15 protein-coding genes are annotated in these 16060 nt (G+C 44.4%); 9 read left to right on the forward strand and 6 right to left on the reverse strand.

All coding sequences use genetic code 11. The annotated features are described in order from the left end of the window. Nucleotides 1–44 precede the first annotated feature (44 nt). Nucleotides 45–1739: an amino acid permease gene (locus tag Q3W13_RS21745; protein ID WP_302867526.1), complete on the forward strand. Its 1695-nt coding sequence runs from the start codon at nucleotides 45–47 to the stop codon at nucleotides 1737–1739. A gap of 79 nt (nucleotides 1740–1818) precedes the next feature. Here the strand turns inward: Q3W13_RS21745 and Q3W13_RS21750 are convergent, their stop codons facing one another. Together Q3W13_RS21750 and Q3W13_RS21755 are read right to left on the reverse strand one after the other, a co-directional pair. After that, a complete protein-coding gene (locus Q3W13_RS21750; protein ID WP_302867528.1) occupies nucleotides 1819–2613 on the reverse strand; it encodes a phosphatase PAP2 family protein in 795 nt (264 codons plus the stop codon). A 222-nt stretch (nucleotides 2614–2835) separates the two neighbouring features. After that, entirely contained in the window at nucleotides 2836–4788 is a 1953-nt protein-coding gene (locus Q3W13_RS21755) for a KUP/HAK/KT family potassium transporter (protein ID WP_302867530.1), read from the reverse strand. Between the two features lie 277 nt (nucleotides 4789–5065). Between Q3W13_RS21755 and Q3W13_RS21760 the strand changes: the two genes are divergently transcribed. From Q3W13_RS21760 to Q3W13_RS21795, 8 genes are all read left to right on the forward strand, one after another. Beyond that, nucleotides 5066–5485 (forward strand): T9SS type A sorting domain-containing protein, encoded by a 420-nt coding sequence (locus Q3W13_RS21760; RefSeq protein ID WP_302867532.1) that lies wholly within the window; start codon nucleotides 5066–5068, stop codon nucleotides 5483–5485. Between the two features lie 235 nt (nucleotides 5486–5720). Next, the gene (locus tag Q3W13_RS21765) at nucleotides 5721–6332 is read left to right on the forward strand and encodes a fumarylacetoacetate hydrolase family protein (RefSeq protein WP_302867535.1); all 612 of its coding nucleotides are present in this window, start codon (nucleotides 5721–5723) and stop codon (nucleotides 6330–6332) included. Between the two features lie 92 nt (nucleotides 6333–6424). Further along, nucleotides 6425–8143, forward strand: coding sequence for a M23 family metallopeptidase (locus tag Q3W13_RS21770; RefSeq protein WP_302867537.1), 1719 nt, complete (start codon nucleotides 6425–6427; stop codon nucleotides 8141–8143). 1 nt (nucleotide 8144) lies between these two features. Next, a complete protein-coding gene (gene bcp, locus Q3W13_RS21775) occupies nucleotides 8145–8606 on the forward strand; it encodes a thioredoxin-dependent thiol peroxidase (protein WP_302867539.1) in 462 nt (153 codons plus the stop codon). A 74-nt stretch (nucleotides 8607–8680) separates the two neighbouring features. Further along, a complete protein-coding gene (locus Q3W13_RS21780) occupies nucleotides 8681–9235 on the forward strand; it encodes an RNA polymerase sigma factor (RefSeq protein ID WP_302867541.1) in 555 nt (184 codons plus the stop codon). 53 nt (nucleotides 9236–9288) lie between these two features. Further along, nucleotides 9289–10038, forward strand: a complete 750-nt coding sequence (locus tag Q3W13_RS21785; protein ID WP_302867543.1) for a hypothetical protein — start codon at nucleotides 9289–9291, stop codon at nucleotides 10036–10038. Between the two features lie 7 nt (nucleotides 10039–10045). After that, nucleotides 10046–10555, forward strand: a complete 510-nt coding sequence (locus tag Q3W13_RS21790; protein ID WP_302867544.1) for a hypothetical protein — start codon at nucleotides 10046–10048, stop codon at nucleotides 10553–10555. A 131-nt stretch (nucleotides 10556–10686) separates the two neighbouring features. Continuing rightward, entirely contained in the window at nucleotides 10687–11874 is a 1188-nt protein-coding gene (locus Q3W13_RS21795; RefSeq protein ID WP_302867546.1) for an aspartate aminotransferase family protein, read from the forward strand. A 92-nt stretch (nucleotides 11875–11966) separates the two neighbouring features. On the opposite strand, the gene Q3W13_RS21800 is transcribed toward Q3W13_RS21795, so the two are convergent. The 4 genes from Q3W13_RS21800 to namA all read right to left on the reverse strand — a co-directional run bounded on the left by Q3W13_RS21800 (nucleotide 11967) and on the right by namA (nucleotide 15829). Next, nucleotides 11967–12896 (reverse strand): NAD-dependent epimerase/dehydratase family protein, encoded by a 930-nt coding sequence (locus tag Q3W13_RS21800; protein ID WP_302867548.1) that lies wholly within the window; start codon nucleotides 12894–12896, stop codon nucleotides 11967–11969. Between the two features lie 127 nt (nucleotides 12897–13023). Then, the gene (locus Q3W13_RS21805; RefSeq protein WP_302867551.1) at nucleotides 13024–13626 is read right to left on the reverse strand and encodes a Crp/Fnr family transcriptional regulator; all 603 of its coding nucleotides are present in this window, start codon (nucleotides 13624–13626) and stop codon (nucleotides 13024–13026) included. A gap of 155 nt (nucleotides 13627–13781) precedes the next feature. Beyond that, nucleotides 13782–14636 carry a UbiA-like polyprenyltransferase gene (locus tag Q3W13_RS21810; RefSeq protein WP_302867553.1) on the reverse strand — a complete coding sequence of 285 codons (855 nt, stop codon included), beginning with the start codon at nucleotides 14634–14636 and terminating at the stop codon, nucleotides 13782–13784. Between the two features lie 128 nt (nucleotides 14637–14764). Continuing rightward, on the reverse strand, nucleotides 14765–15829 hold the full coding sequence (gene namA / locus Q3W13_RS21815; RefSeq protein ID WP_302867554.1) for an NADPH dehydrogenase NamA: 1065 nt from the start codon (nucleotides 15827–15829) through the stop codon (nucleotides 14765–14767). Nucleotides 15830–16060: the final 231 nt, after the last annotated feature.

Raw genomic sequence — 16060 nt, forward strand, 5'->3', positions numbered from 1 at the left:
AAAATGGTTATGTTTACCAGTGCTGACCTAATTGATTAAAAAGAATGGCGAAAGGGATATTTCGTAAAAAAAACATAAGCAAAATATTACTGGATGTTGAAAGCGGTTTCGGCGATTCGGAACATTCCGGCGGGCACTTAAAGAAAGAACTGACCGTTAAGGACCTTACGCTGATGGGCATTGCTGCCGTTGTAGGCGCAGGTATATTCTCCACCATTGGGTTAGCATCTTTTAACGGTGGGCCGGGAGTTACCATATTATTTGTTTTAACAGCCATTACCTGCGGATTTTCAGCCCTGTGTTATGCTGAGTTTGCATCGCGTATACCGGTTGCAGGCAGTGCTTATACGTATGCCTATGCTTCTTTTGGCGAGTTGATAGCCTGGATAATCGGCTGGGATTTACTGATGGAGTACGCTATTGGCAATATAGCGGTGGCGATATCGTGGAGCACCTATTTTGTTAATTTATTAGAGGGGTTCCATATCCATGTGCCGGTTTATTTAACCATGGATTATTTTACCGCGTTCAAGGCGCACGAAACTATGCAAGCCCACAGCGCCGAAATAACTGATACCATAAAACAAGGAGCGCTGGCCTGGAACACAGCCCCAGGCTTTGGCGACTTTAAGCTGATAGCAAATATACCTGCGCTGCTGATTGTCATCATTATTACCTACCTGGTTTATGTTGGGATTCGTGAGACCAAGAAAGCTACCAACGCAATGGTATTTTTAAAGATCGCTATAGTGATAGCGGTTATCCTTATCGGCTTTTTTTATGTTACACCGGCCAACTGGCATCCGTTTATGCCTAATGGTTTCAGCGGTGTAATGAAAGGCGTATCGGGCGTTTTCTTTGCTTATATCGGCTTCGATGCAATATCCACTACGGCAGAAGAATGCCAAAGCCCACAACGCGACCTGCCGCGGGGAATGATTTATTCGCTGATTATTTGTACGGTTCTCTATATCCTGATAGCCCTGGTGCTTACGGGCATGGTGAGCTATAAAGAATTAGCCGTAGGCGACCCGCTTGCTTATGTGTTCACCAAGCTGCATTTAACGTTTCTGAGTGGCATTATATCCTTCAGTGCAGTTATAGCTACGGCCAGCGTGCTATTGATCTTCCAGCTGGGGCAACCCCGCATATGGATGAGCATGAGTCGTGATGGTTTGCTTCCGCCGGCATTTTCAAGGATCCACCCCAAATTCCGAACGCCATCTTTCGCAACTATCGTTACCGGTTTTGTTGTAGCAATCCCGGCCCTGTTCATGAACCTTACCGAGGTTACCGACCTTACCAGCATAGGCACGCTGTTTGCATTTGTATTAGTTTGCGGCGGGGTGCTTTTACTGCCGCGCGAACAGGCCGCAAAAGGGCGTTTTCATCTGCCGTACATCAATTCAAAATGGATCGTGCCGGTAGTGTTTATCATAGGAGTTTATTTCTTGAAAGATTACGTTTGGCAGCTGCTCACCGGCAAAAACGCGCACGAAAGTTTCCCATTCTTTTTATTCGTGATTTTGTCTGCCGTGCTTACCGTACTCGCATTCATCAAAAACCTGTCGTTAATACCGGTGCTCGGGTTAATGAGCTGCTTTTATCTGATGACGGAACTGGGGTACACCAACTGGATCCGCTTTCTGGCATGGCTGGTGATAGGGTTAGTGATATACTTTACCTACAGCTACAAGCACAGTGTATTAGGCAGAGAAAAACACACGACAGGACGATAATATTGATTGGGAGGATTCGGGGCGGCTAAACGGTTTTAACTTTATAACCCTTTCAACTACTGCAATCTTTACAACCAAACTACAATTGCATCGCAAAAGACAAGCCTTTTACACCATCCTGGTATAAGGGCATTATCATGGTCTGTTTTCCTGACTTGTCTTTGTGCGTCAGTGCGTTTCGCAGGTAAGGATAAACAAGATAAGCAGCCTTTGTTGATAGGATACCAAAGCCGGCGCCGGCCACAACGTCGCTAAACCAATGGTCGCGGTGGTACATGCGCATTACACCGGTTGTTATAGCCAGCGAATAACCTGCAATGCCGTACCACGGTGATTTTCCTGCATATTCCTGCGCTAAAAATTCCGCTCCCATAAATGCGTTGGCGGTGTGTCCTGAAGGGAATGAAAGCTTATCTGCCTTGTTTGGCCTCAACCGATGGGTGGTGGTTTTTAAGCCGTAAACGCTTACACCGGCAAAAGCGGCCGACAGCCCCAGCAAGGCCGTGCGGTCAATAAACCGGTTTTTTCCGGTAACACCCACAAGGTTTAAACCATATACCAAAGCTACAGAGCCAAATTGAGTATAGTTTTCAATACTACCGGGATATTTAGGATAGTATTTATCAAACCGGCCATTTACATAATAATCAATTCTTCGTACGGGGTGAACAATAAATGAAACCACGCCATAACCAACCAATGCAGCAGGAGGAATAAGTGCGGCGGTAGAACTATGCAAATGTTTTACCGTATCGGGGGCTGTAAGTATATCCTTTTTAAGGGTATCGGCAAGATCTTTCTTCGTGGTATCTTTAACTTGCGCATTTACACCAATCCAGGTAAAGCACAATAGAACAAAAGTTATTTTTCTCAAGGGTTGATATATATTTCTACTAATCTAAAATTTTAGCGCTGATATATGCGTCACATAGGTACGACTTTATACAGCAAACTCTGGCAACGTAAAAATATCCGATAATTCTGTAGTAAATCTGAATTAATATTTATTTAACCTGATATAATACGCAGAATAGCATAAAATGTTTTTCAACAAATAAATACTCATCCGCAAATGCAGCCCGATCCTTAAAGCCGGTTATATGATACGGGTAAGCTCAACCGTATCAGGTGCAGATAGCATAAGTGGCACCTTCTCAACCGTTACAAAACTTAAATCGAGGCCAAAACCACGCTCTTCAGACAAGCTTACCTTTTTCAGCAGTTTATAATAGGCCATTATAAAGCCTTCGTAAAATGAAAGATTGTGTGAGCGCGATAGCACTTTTTCGATAACTACGAACCTGAAGTCGCCAACAATTTTGTGCTTATGCAAAGATTTATAGGTACTGGTGATATCAACTTCGCCCTTCTTCACCAAATCTTCCACCACTTTCCTGAACAGGAGGTTAATTTGTTGCTCAACCCTGAAACCGAGTTTAAAGTCGATCCTGATTAATTTATTCGGAACCAGAAAATCTACCTCGTATTCTCTTTTATAGGGTTCGTCAACCACATCAACATGCACCAGCCAGTACACGTCGGCGCGCTTGGGTTGTTTTTGCAGGATGGAATATATGATTTTCGATTCCACCTCGGAATTGAAATTTGCGCTGGTAAGGTATACCAGTTGTGAGGCGTATTTCGGCACTGTTTCGTCCTCGCTCAGTTCTTTCAGAATGCCATAGTAGTCTTCAATCTCAATAAATTTAACGTAGCGGTTGCGTATTTTGCGGGCCATGTGCCAGGTCCACATTACTGTAAACAGCAGGAGTCCAACTGACAAAGTAAACCAGCCGCCGTGTACAAATTTCACCAGGTTACCGGCAAGGAAAGTGCCTTCAATAAGTACATATACGGCCAGGAATATGCCAACAATGTAAATGGGCAGTTTTTTCCGGCGTAAAAAGTTGGCTACCAGCAAGGTGGTCATCAGCATAGCTACCGTTATACTTAACCCGTAAGCGGCCTCCATATTTCCGGACTCTTCAAATAATAATACCACACCGACGCATCCGGCGCACAACAGCCAGTTTACACTTGGCACATATAGTTGCCCTTTTTGTTCAGACGGATAATTGATGCGCACTTTTGGCCACAAGTTCAGCCTCACCGCTTCGGCTATCAACGTAAATGAACCCGAGATCAGCGCCTGGCTGGCAATAATAGCGGCAACCGTGGCTATACCGATACCATAGATCAGGAACCATTGCGGCATTATGGCGTAAAACGGGTTGTTCAGGTTCAGGTCCATTGACTTCCCGGTATTTTGTAAAAGCCATACCCCCTGCCCCAGGTAGTTAAGTATCAGGCAAGTTTTAACATAAATCCAGCTTATCTGTATGTTTTTGCGTCCGCAGTGGCCCAGGTCAGAGTAAAGTGCTTCAGCACCCGTGGTACACAGGAATACCGCGCCAATAATGATCAGGGGGTGCACACCAGCCGGCGGGTGCATCAAAAGTTTTATTCCGTAATAGGGATTTAGCGCTTTGAATATCGACGGATCTTTCAGTATAAAGGTGATTCCCAGCACGCCCATCATGGTAAACCAGATAAACATTAAAGGCCCGAAAGCCTTTCCTACCAGCGATGTGCCAAATTGCTGTATAATGAAAAGCGCAATAATAATCGCAATTACTATAGGCACGGTCTCGATATGCGGAAACTTGCCCTGCAATCCTTCAATTGCCGACGAGATGGTAATTGGCGGCGTAATAATTCCGTCGGCAAGCAAAGCACATCCGCCCAGCACTGCAGGCACGATGAGCCATTTCGCTCTGCGGCGCACTAACGAAAAGAGAGAAAAGATGCCACCCTCTCCCTTGTTATCGGCACGCAGCGTAATTACAACATATTTTAAGGTGGTTTGGAGGGTTAGGGTCCACGCGATAAGCGATATGCCACCTAATATCAATGTTTCGGAGATGCTTCTGTCGCCCACAATGGCTTTGAAAACATACAGGGGGGAAGTACCTATATCACCGTAAATTATTCCCAAACTAATCAGCAGGCCTGCCGCCGTTAGTTTTTGCAGATCTTTATGACTTGACACTTTCTAGTTTCAAAGCCCCAAAAGTATTAAAAATTACAATTAACCCATTAAATAATAAATATTTGAAAAATAAGAACTAAATTTAAAGACACATTAAACCTTGCAGTGTTAAAAATTGTTAAAATGTTAGATAAAAGGCCCTGATGTTGAAAATGATGGGCGCTTTATTTATACTTTTGCAGTTGATAAGAATATGAGGCAAAATTCTACCTTTAGAAGATCTGGAGTCATAATAATTGCGATAGCGATATTTATGAGCTTTGCCTTTTCGGATGCTATGAGCTATCAAAAAACCGATACCGGCATCCTGCGCCTTTTAAAACCCCATCCCAATAAAACCGTTTTATTTAAAAATAATCTTCACCTGGTATTGCCGCCCATAAGGCCGGCCGTCATATCAACTACCAAAGTTTCTGTTGCACGATCAGACGATAAGCTGCTAAGCAATGTCAGCGTGTATCCTAACCCCGTTACCGACCAGATCAATTTAAAGTACGATATATCCCGCGCTTCAACCGTTACCATTAAGGTTGTTGACGTTTTGGGTAATGAGCTGGTAACCCTGTATAACCAGCGCACAGAACCCGGCGAGCGCACATTTAGCTACTCGCTTAACAGCAAGCTAAGCAAAGGCTTTTACTTCTTAAGGATAGTTGCCGGTACAGAGTCGGTAATTAAGAGGATATCGGTTCTGTAACTAAGATTTATAGGATTGCAGGATCATTGCTGTTTCTTATAGATTCCGCATTAGGATCAGGATTTCAGGAAGTTATATATCAAAAGCATTGGCAATCGAAATGCAAAAACAACATCTTTCCTTTGATAGCGAAACGGAAATGTCTGTATACTACGATGGTATTCATTATTGCATCGCAATAATAAAAAATCCGGTAATCTTTTAATCCTACAAATCTTAGTTTAACTTCGGCGTTATGAAAATAATTGCCATAGGCCGCAACTATGCAGAGCATGCTAAGGAGCTGAATAATCCCGTTCCGGGAGTGCCCGTTATATTTATGAAACCCGAAACGGCGCTGCTTAAAGACAACAAGCCTTTTTATCACCCCGAATTCTCGGAGGATATCCATCATGAAATTGAGATCGTCATCAAAATAAGCAAAGAGGGCAAACACATCAGCGAAGAATTTGCTCAAAATTATTTTGAAGAGATTGGCCTCGGTGTGGATTTTACCGCCCGCGACATACAATCCAAACACAAAGAAAAAGGCTTGCCGTGGGAGTTGGCCAAAGCCTTTGACGGCTCTGCGCCGATAAGCAGTTTCGTACCAAAAACACAGTTTGCAGATTTAAAAAATATCAGCTTCAGGCTCGATGTTAACGGCGAAACCCGTCAGCAGGGCAATACTTCATTTATGCTTTTTTCGTTCGAATATATTATTGCTTTTGTTTCGAAATACATCACCCTGAAAAAAGGCGACCTGATTTATACGGGTACACCGCAAGGGGTAGGCAAAGTAAATATCGGCGACAGGTTGGAAGGCTACCTGGAAAACCAAAAGATGCTTGATTTTGTTGTGAGGTGAGTCGGAGAAATCCGGAAAGTCAGTAAAGTCCGAAAGAAAACAAGAAATCGGTGAAATCATTCTCTAACCGGTGAGATCACAAGAAAATAATAATGTTAAAAAAATATCTGCTACCTCTTGTACTAACTTGTTGTATCTATTTTAACGGCTTTGCGCAAAGCCCTATTCAAAGCAGGCAATATCCGCAGAATTTCTTTCGGTACCCGCTTGACTTGCCTCCATCTACAGCCGGTTCCTTTGGTGAGCTGCGCGGGGCTCATTTTCATTCGGGGCTTGATTTTAAGACGAACCAGGTAACCGGCTACCCGGTACATGCCGCTTATGATGGCTATGTATCGCGGCTCAGGGTGCAGTTTGGCGGGTTTGGCCATGCCATCTATATAACCCATCCGAATGGATTTACTACAGTTTACGGGCACGTTAAAACGTTCAGCCCGGCCATGGAGAAGTTGATCAAAGCGGAGCAATATAAACAGCAAAGCTTTGAGGTAGATTTTAAGCTCGACCCGCTGCAACTCGAGGTTTGCCAGGGTGATGTTATCGCGCTGTCGGGTAATGAAGGCGCATCGGCAGGCCCGCATCTGCATTTTGAAATACGCGACACGCAGACAGAAGAAACCATAAACCCCCAACTGTTTGGACTCACTATCCCCGATAAGGTGCCGCCATCTATAACCGCCATTGCCATTTATCATTTGGATGGCAGCCCCTTCAGCGAAAAAACACAGCGCCAATTTTTTGCTGTGAAAGGAAGGTCAGGAACGTATAATTTGGTGAAGCCCCAGGTGATAAACCTGACCGGGCAGATCGGCTTTGGTTTAGCAGCAACCGATATGACCAGCGTTTCCCCAAACCATAACGGTATATATTCATGCGAGCTAAAGCTGGATGGCAGAACGGTTTATACATTCGCTGTGGAGCGCTTTGCATTCGACCAAACACATGCCATTAATGCTTATATTGACTATCCTGAACTGATGAGGACGCACCGGTGGATGCAGAAGTGCTTTATACTTCCGGGAAGCAAAATTTCGCTTTACCCGCAGTCGGAAAACCGGGGTCTGATCAATTTTAATGACGGCCGGCTGCATGATGTACAGTACGTGGTGAAAGATGTTGCAGGTAATACATCTACGTTAAATTTGAAAATAAAAGCCGGGCTGGCACAAAATAATTTGCCTGTTGTTAAAGCCGGCGGCGATTTGTTTCATTACGATCAGAGAAACGAGTTTGGTAACGACAAGGTAAGGGTAATTATTCCGCCGGGAAACTTGTATGACGATATGCTGTTTACCTATAAAATGCTTCCTAAACGGCCGGGGGCATATTCGGCTACGCACAGCATTCATAATAAATATACGCCGGTGCACGATAGTTATGAGCTTTGGATAAAACCAGACAGCAGCATCGGGAAGTATGCTGATAAAGCTGTGCTTGTAAGCACTGACGGCGCTATGGCGGGCGGAACCTACCAGGATGGCTTTATAAAAGGCAATCCGCATACCTTTGGTGATTTTTTTATTAAAGTAGATACAGTTCCGCCGGTGGTGGTTCCTGTAAATATTAAAGCCGGCGCCAACCTGAAAGCCGCAAAAGGCATCTATTTCAGGATTGGCGATAACCTGTCGGGCATAAAATCATATACCGGTAAAATTGACGGCCAGTGGGTACTGATGGAGTGGGATTTTAAAAGTAAAGTTCTGGGTTTTAGGTTTAATGACGATATTGCACCCGGTAAACATATATTTGAATTAACTGTTACCGATAATAAAAATAACAGCAAGTACTTTACCGCATCATTTACCCGATAAAATGGAAGCACTTAAAGAAGGCGATAAAGCCCCTGATTTTACCTCGAAAGACCAAAACGGCAAGACCGTTTCATTAGCCGATTTTAAAGGAAAAAATATAATCCTTTATTTTTATCCTAAAGATGACACCCCTGGCTGTACCGCCGAAGCCTGCAGTTTCAGAGATAATTATCAATCGTTGCAGGGTAACGGTTTTGAAGTTATAGGGATAAGCACCGATAGCGAAAAATCGCATAAAAAATTCGAAACCAAGTACAGTTTGCCATTCCCCCTTATTGCTGACGAGGACAAAAGCATTAACGAGGCCTATGGTGTTTGGGTAGAGAAAAACATGTATGGCAGAAAATATATGGGCACCGCCCGCAAAACGTTTCTGATCGGTCCGGATGGCATTATCAAAAAGATAATTGAAAAAGTTGACACCCAGAACGCTTCGAAGCAGGTGCTGGACCTGATGCAGTAAATGGTTTATGTTTAGAAAAACCTTTAATATTGTTTAAGCAAGCAAAAAGCAGCTAAAATTTTAACTATAGTTACATGCCAATAGAGGTAGACGACGCAGAGATTTTAAACAAATTCCAGGATGAGAAGACCCGGAACGAGGCATTTAACCTGCTGCTCAAAAAATATCAGCAAAAAATATACTGGCACGTACGCCGTATGGTAATTGACCACGATGATGCTGATGACCTGGTGCAGGATATATTTATAAAAATATGGAAGAACCTGGCGGGTTTCCGCAGCGATGCGCAATTGTACACCTGGATGTACCGCATTGCCACAAACGAGTGCATTACATTTTTAAATAAGAAAAAACAAAAGAATAACATATCGCTCGACGAGGTGGATTACTCGCTGGCCGATACTTTGGCTGATACATCATACTTCAACGGCGACCAGGCCCAGCGCAAATTGCAGGAAGCGCTGCTCACCCTGCCCGAAAAGCAGAAACTGGTGTTTAATATGAAGTATTATGATGACATGAAATACGAAGAAATATCGCAGGTATTGGGTACCAGTGTTGGCGCTTTAAAGGCATCGTTTCACCTGGCGGTAAAAAAAATAGAGGCCCATTTACTAAATAAAGATTAAATTGAAATTTAGATTAAACCTTTTAACAGAAGTTATATCTATAGTTTTAAGATATGAAGAGTGAAATGGAAAATAAAGAATGGCTAAATGAATATATGTCACTTAAACAGGTTAATCCTGCTAATCCGTTTGAAGTGCCGGCCGGTTATTTTGACAACCTCGGAGATCGTATTGTAGCGCTAAGAAACTTAGATGAATTAAAAAGCAAAGGATTTTCAGACGGTTTTGAAGTTCCGCCGGACTATTTTAAGGAACTTACTGATAACATACAAAGCAGGATAACGATTGAAACGGCGATGACCGGTGATCCCGGCTTTGCCCTGCCTGATGGTTATTTTGAAAACCTGCAGCAACAAATTGAAAGCAGGATTTTTATTGAAGAGGCTTTGAATGGGCCCGCCGAAGATTTTGCAGTGCCCGCAGGCTATTTTGATAAGCTTAACCAAAGCATTCTGGATAAAACAGTTAATCTTAACACGGTTAACCAGGAAAAGATTAAAGGCGGCGGTATAGTACGCAAGCTGTACGCATCTAACTTTTTTAAATATGCAACCGCAGCCTGCGTTACGCTGGCCCTTTGCGGTGGTATTTTGTTAAGTGAGCTTACAGGCTCGGTGGTTGAGCATAAAGGCACTTTTTTACATAAAGAATTGTCGCAAGTGCCGGTTGATGATATCAGGAGCTACCTGGAACTCAATGGCGACCTTACCGACGCACAAACAACTGAAGCGATAAGCGATGGTGCAATTGATGACCGGCAGTTGGAAAATGCCTTGCAAAAGGATGTTTATAACGGACAGTAATATTTTAATGACGAAGCTGATAAGGGTTGTTTTAAGTATATTGATGATAACGGCGTTTAGCTATACCAGCTATGGGCAACGCCGTGTAGTTGTGCCTGTGCGGCCTTATACTAATCAACAACGCCTGCAGCAATATCAGCCACGGAATGCTGCAAAGGCTGGAAGCGGTAAAAGAATACAGGCCGTAAAAGAAAACTTTATAGCCCAACGGCTAAATCTAACCCAAAAGGAAGCAAAGGCTTTTTGGCCGATGTACCGCAGGTATAACCAGGAACTAACGGCAGTTAAGATATTGAAGCGGGAAAATAACTCGAATGCAACTGCAGACGGCGCCCAGCAAGTGGATACCGATTTAAAGCTGGAAACCCAGCTTGTTGATATAAAAAAGCGTTACCGCGATGAGTTCTATAAAATTCTGTCACCCGAAAAGGTTAGTATCCTTTATAAAAGTGAAAAGGAATTTAACGATGAGGCCTTCCGCATACTCACCGAGCGCAGTGTAAGAGCGGGTGATTAGTCCGAAGTTCAATGTCGTTAGTCTTAAGTATTGAATTCAAAATCAAGAGCGGCAACGGGTGCAAATGGTTTAATTGCCAATTTAAGCGACTTAAGACTTAGAACTTAAGACTAAAGACTTACTTTTGCCTCATGCCCACCCTCCGACAGCTATTTCTTGCCAATAATGCACAGACTACCAACTTTCCCTTACTGCTGGAATTTGAGCGAGCGGCAGGCGTGTACATGTATAACAGCGAAGGCAAGGCATATCTTGATCTGATATCGGGTATTGGCGTAAGCAACCTGGGGCATAGCCATCCTTATGTAGTGGAGGCAATAAAAAATCAGCTGGATAAATACATGCACCTTATGGTGTATGGCGAGTATGTACAAACCCCGCAGGTACGATTTGCCGAAAAGCTCGTTGCTGTCCTTCCGGACAATTTACAATCTGTATATTTCACTAATTCAGGAGCAGAGACTGTTGAAGGGGCGTTAAAGCTGGCTAAACGATACACCGGCAGGCCGCATATAATAGCCTGCAAAGATTCTTATCACGGCAGCACACACGGTGCGTTGAGCGTAATGGGTAACGAGGAGTTTAAGCAAGCCTACCGCCCGTTACTGCCCGGGGTTAGCTTTATTGGTTTTAACAATATCGTTGACCTGGGGCTGATCAATGATCAAACAGCCTGTGTAATCATCGAAACCATCCAGGGGGAGGCCGGTATCCGCGTACCCGATGCGGCCTATATGCAGGCTTTACGTGCACGCTGTAACGAGACAGGCGCCTTATTGATATTAGATGAAATACAGGCCGCATTCGGTCGTACCGGCAAATTATTTGCATTTGAACATTTCGGTATCAAACCGGATATTTTACTTCTGGCTAAGGCGCTGGGCGGTGGAATGCCCGTGGGAGCATTTATATCCTCAAACGAGGTTATGGGAGCGCTCAAGGAAAATCCCATACTTGGCCATATTACAACCTTTGGCGGCCACCCTGTTTGCTGTGCTGCCGGGCTCGCGGCGCTCGAAGTACTGTTGAATGAAAACTTGATTGCCGGCGTCGCCGAAAAAGAAACGTTATTTAAAGAACTGCTCGTTCACCCTGCTATCAAAGAAGTGCGCGGTAAAGGCCTGATGCTTGCTGCGGAATTTGACAGTTTTGAGTTGAATAAGAAAATAATAGACCGCTGCATCGAAAATGGCATAATTACCGACTGGTTTCTGCATTGCAGCAACTCTATGCGCATTGCGCCGCCGCTGGTTATTACAAAAGAGGAGATAGAAAAAGCCTGTAGCGTGATCCTGGAAGCGGTGAATTACTTCGCTTAGATCTATCTTTCCCGGTTGCTCTATTCCTAAGATAAGAGCCCGTAGCTGCCCGGGCAGACCTGCCCTCTGCAAATACCGACTCTCCGTTTGGCTCATCCTTTCTTATACAACGTCTCCGACAAGGCCTTTATCCCTTCCTCATAACTCGTCGGTTTCATATTGAAAGCTTTTTCAAATTTATCGCTGTTAAAATTATAGTCGTGGTTGTACTGGTAATACATCTCTACCGTACCCATCACTACTTTTTGAAACAGCCCGACCAGCCAAAGCATAAATTTGTTAACCGCCATAAATTTTGGCTCTGCACCATAAATGCGGGCCGCCAATTCAATAAACTGTTTGCCGGTAAGCGGTTTGGCAGTGGGCATGTGCCATATTTGGTTATCGCTTTCAGGATGCTGGCCAAGCAGGAACATACCCTTACCCATATCTGGTATATAGCTAAAATTGTGCAGCTTGTTAGGGTTGCCAATCCATTGTGCTTTTTGCTTTTTGGCAAATTTATCCAGCACCATCATATCGAAAAAGCTGTTCATGTTATCCGTGCCGTAAAAATCTGCACCGCGGGCTATCGTCGCGCGTATGTTGCCGGCTTTTGCCTCGTCCATCAGCATATTGGCAATTTTTGCCCGGATACCGCCTTTAACACTCGATGGCCTGTATGGCGTATCTTCTTTCATCGGGCCATCAACCAGGCCATACATGTATACATTATCAAAGAATATCAATCGCGCTCCGGTTTCTTTACCAAGCCTTATAAAGTTTTGCATTATAACAGGCCACTGCTCAGCCCAGATTTTTTTATCGTAAACCAGGCCGGCAGTAAGATAAATTACAGACGAGCCCCTGGCAGCAGCTATCAATTCGTCATAATTTAAAAGATCGGCTTTTTGCCAGGTTACATTTTTGCTGCCGGGTTCAACCGGTTTGCGGCTCACCAAACGAACGGTATCGTTGTTGTTTATCAATTCGCGGGTAAGTGCGTTGGCTACTGCGCCGCCGGCTCCTAATATGGTATGCATAATTTTTCTGTTTTGATTTACTCAAAGGTAGGGTTACCCTGCTGCTCAAAACGTTAACAAAAGATAAGGAATTTAGTGGATGAGTGGCGACTAGTTGATCAGAGAATAGTTGCTGCCGCTTTGACAACTACTTTTCTATCAAAATCCGCCTTCTGATGCGCGAGAGTGACACCGGGGTTATCCCTAAAAAATGGGCGATATAGTGCTGCGGCATGCGTTGTAAAATTTCGCGGCCGGTAGCCAGCAGATCCAGGTAGCGTTCCTCCGGCGTTTTGGTTACGAATGAGGAAACACGGTCTTCATAACAGATCAGGTAATATTCTGCTACACGGCGGCCGAATTGTTCCATCTTATAACCCAGCACAGGATTAGCCAGCATAGCCTCCATGCTTTTATGGGTAATGATGATCAGTTCCGTATCTTCCAGCGCCTGTATATAGTTTGTGCCTGGCAGCCCTGTAAGGTAACTCTTATAGGAGCTTACAAACTCATTCTCAAAACTGAAATAACCTGTAATCTCTTCGCCATCCTTTACATGGTAATACCTCACTGAACCTTTTACAATAAAGCCGATCTCACGGCAGACTGTTCCCGGCTGTGCAAAAAATTTCTTCTTTTTAATCGCGCCAAAATCAAGATGCTGCGCGAATACTATCCACTCCGCCTCGTTCAAGTCGACGAACTTTTTAAGTTGTTCACGAAAAATACCCTGAGCGGCTAGTTTGTCCATAGGTTGATGAGCGGATATGCAAATGTGCGGATGTGCGAATGAAAAAGCAAATAAACACCAACCGATAATTTACGCGCCATTCATCTGCGTCACCATAAAATCTGCTTACATCTGCGCTCTACCTTCGGACTTTACTGACTATCCGGCTTTCCGGCCTACTTAATCCAAATCCTATCCAGCAAAAAGAATACAGCAAACACCACGCTGGCGATACCATTAGTGGTCATGAATGCGAAGTTCACCCGGCTTAAATCGTTCGGCTTAACTAATAAATGCTGATAGATCAGCATTACGCAAAAGAAAACGATACCTGCATAATACAGGTAGCTAACAGGCGTAAAAAATACCGGCATAACCACAAACGCCGCCGAAAGTACATGCAGGAAAGTAGATAATCTTAAAGCATTTACCTTGCCCAGCCAGGCCGGTATGGAGTGCAGGTTCTGGCTGCGGTCGAAATCTTCATCCTGCAAAGCATAGATGATATCGAAGCCGCTCACCCAGCAAAGCACAGCGAACGAGAAGAACAAAGGTGTTAAGGCGAATTGCCCGGTTATTACCAGGTACGCCCCAATAGGCGCCAATGACAAGCCTAAACCCAGCACCAGGTGGCAAAGCGCTGTAAACCGTTTAGTAGCGCTATATCCCAATACCACCAGCAATGCTACCGGCGAAAGGAAGAAACAAAGCTGGTTAATAAAATAAGTAGTGCCAATAAAAAGCGCGCAGTTGATCAGCGTAAAAGTAAGCGCCGCTGCCGGGCTTATCCTGCCGGCGGGGATATCGCGTTGTTTAGTTCGCGGATTTTTTGAATCGATGTCCCTGTCCAGATAGCGGTTAAATGCCATTGCCGAATTACGGGCAAATACCATACAAAGCACCATCATCACCAGCTTCAGCCAATCAAACTTATTGCTGGTGGTGGTTACCGCCAGAAAAAAGCCAATAAATGCAAAAGGCATGGCAAAAATGGTATGCGCAAACGTTACTAGGGAGAGGTACTTTTTCATTATTTATAATAACGAACATCGAATGTTGAATTTCGAATATCGAAGTTCCGCAAAGGTAAGCTATGCGGACTTAATTCCTTGCTTCATCATTCAAAATTCGACATTCGGTGTTCCATATTCAATGCCTTTTACCATTTGGCCCGCTCATATTGCACCGGCCATTTTATGTCGTGACCAAGCTCATGTGCCGCCCGCAGGGGGAAATGCGGATCGCGTAAAAACTCGCGGGCTATAATTACCAGGTCAGCCTGGCCGCTTCGGATAATTTCATCCGCCTGCTTTGGCTCAGTTATCAAACCAACGGCGCCGGTTAGTATCCCTGCCTCTTTTTTTACCTTTTCGGCAAACTCAACCTGGTAGCCGGGTTTCAGTGGTATTCTGGCAAGCACATTACCGCCGGATGAGCAATCAACCAGGTCGACGCCTTTACCGATCAATATCTTTGCTAATTCTACCGAATCATCTGCTGTCCAGCCGCCTTCTGTCCAATCTGTTGAAGATATACGTACAAACAGCGGATTTTCTTCAGGCCAGGATTCTTTAACGCTGTCAATAACTTCTAGCAGTAAACGGATACGGTTTTCAAAGGAACCTCCGTATTCATCTGTGCGGTGGTTGCTTAGTGGTGATAAAAATTCATGTACCAGGTAGCCGTGTGCCCCATGTATCTCAATCACCTTAAAACCGGCCGCTAAAGCGCGGGCTGCGGCTGCCTTAAAATCAGTTTTTATTTTTTCTATGCCCGCCCGGTCAAGCTCAAGCGGCGTTTCCTCATTCGGGATAAAGGGAATTGCACTGGGCGCAACCGGCTTCCAGCCATTTGGTTGGCCGGATGGTATTTGTGCGTTGCCTTTCCACGGAACTTCATGACTGGCCTTTCTTCCCGCATGCGCCAATTGTATACCGGCAACCGAACCATGTTCGTGAATAAAACCCGTTATCTCCTTTAATTTTTCGATGTGCTCGTCTTTGTAGATACCAAGGTCGCCGTAAGATATTCTTCCTTCCGGAGATATCGCCGTGGCCTCAGTAATCACTAAAGCTGCCCCGCCCACAGCGCGGCTGCCCAAATGTACCAAATGCCAGTTGTTGGCGAAACCGTCTTCGCTGCTGTATTCGCACATTGGCGATACCACCAGGCGGTTCTTCAATTCAATGTTTTTTATTTTTATAGGTGAGAATAGATGTAGCATAACGCTTTCTTTTTGCGCAAAGATGAGAAGCTGCCGTCGCCTTTTTATATGGCCTTCATTTTTTTTACCGGCGGATGATGTAGCATACACCTGCTTTAAGGTTTACAGAGGGTTTACAGTTTTTAGTGTAACCTATTAATTAGGTAACTGATAATCAGATTATTAATTAAAAATTCAAGGTTACACCTGTAAACCATGTTCATAGGGTGCAAAATTGGCCGCCAAAAGCAT

It is taken from the genome of Mucilaginibacter sp. L3T2-6 (assembly GCF_030519355.1).
In the GTDB taxonomy this organism is placed as follows: domain Bacteria; phylum Bacteroidota; class Bacteroidia; order Sphingobacteriales; family Sphingobacteriaceae; genus Mucilaginibacter.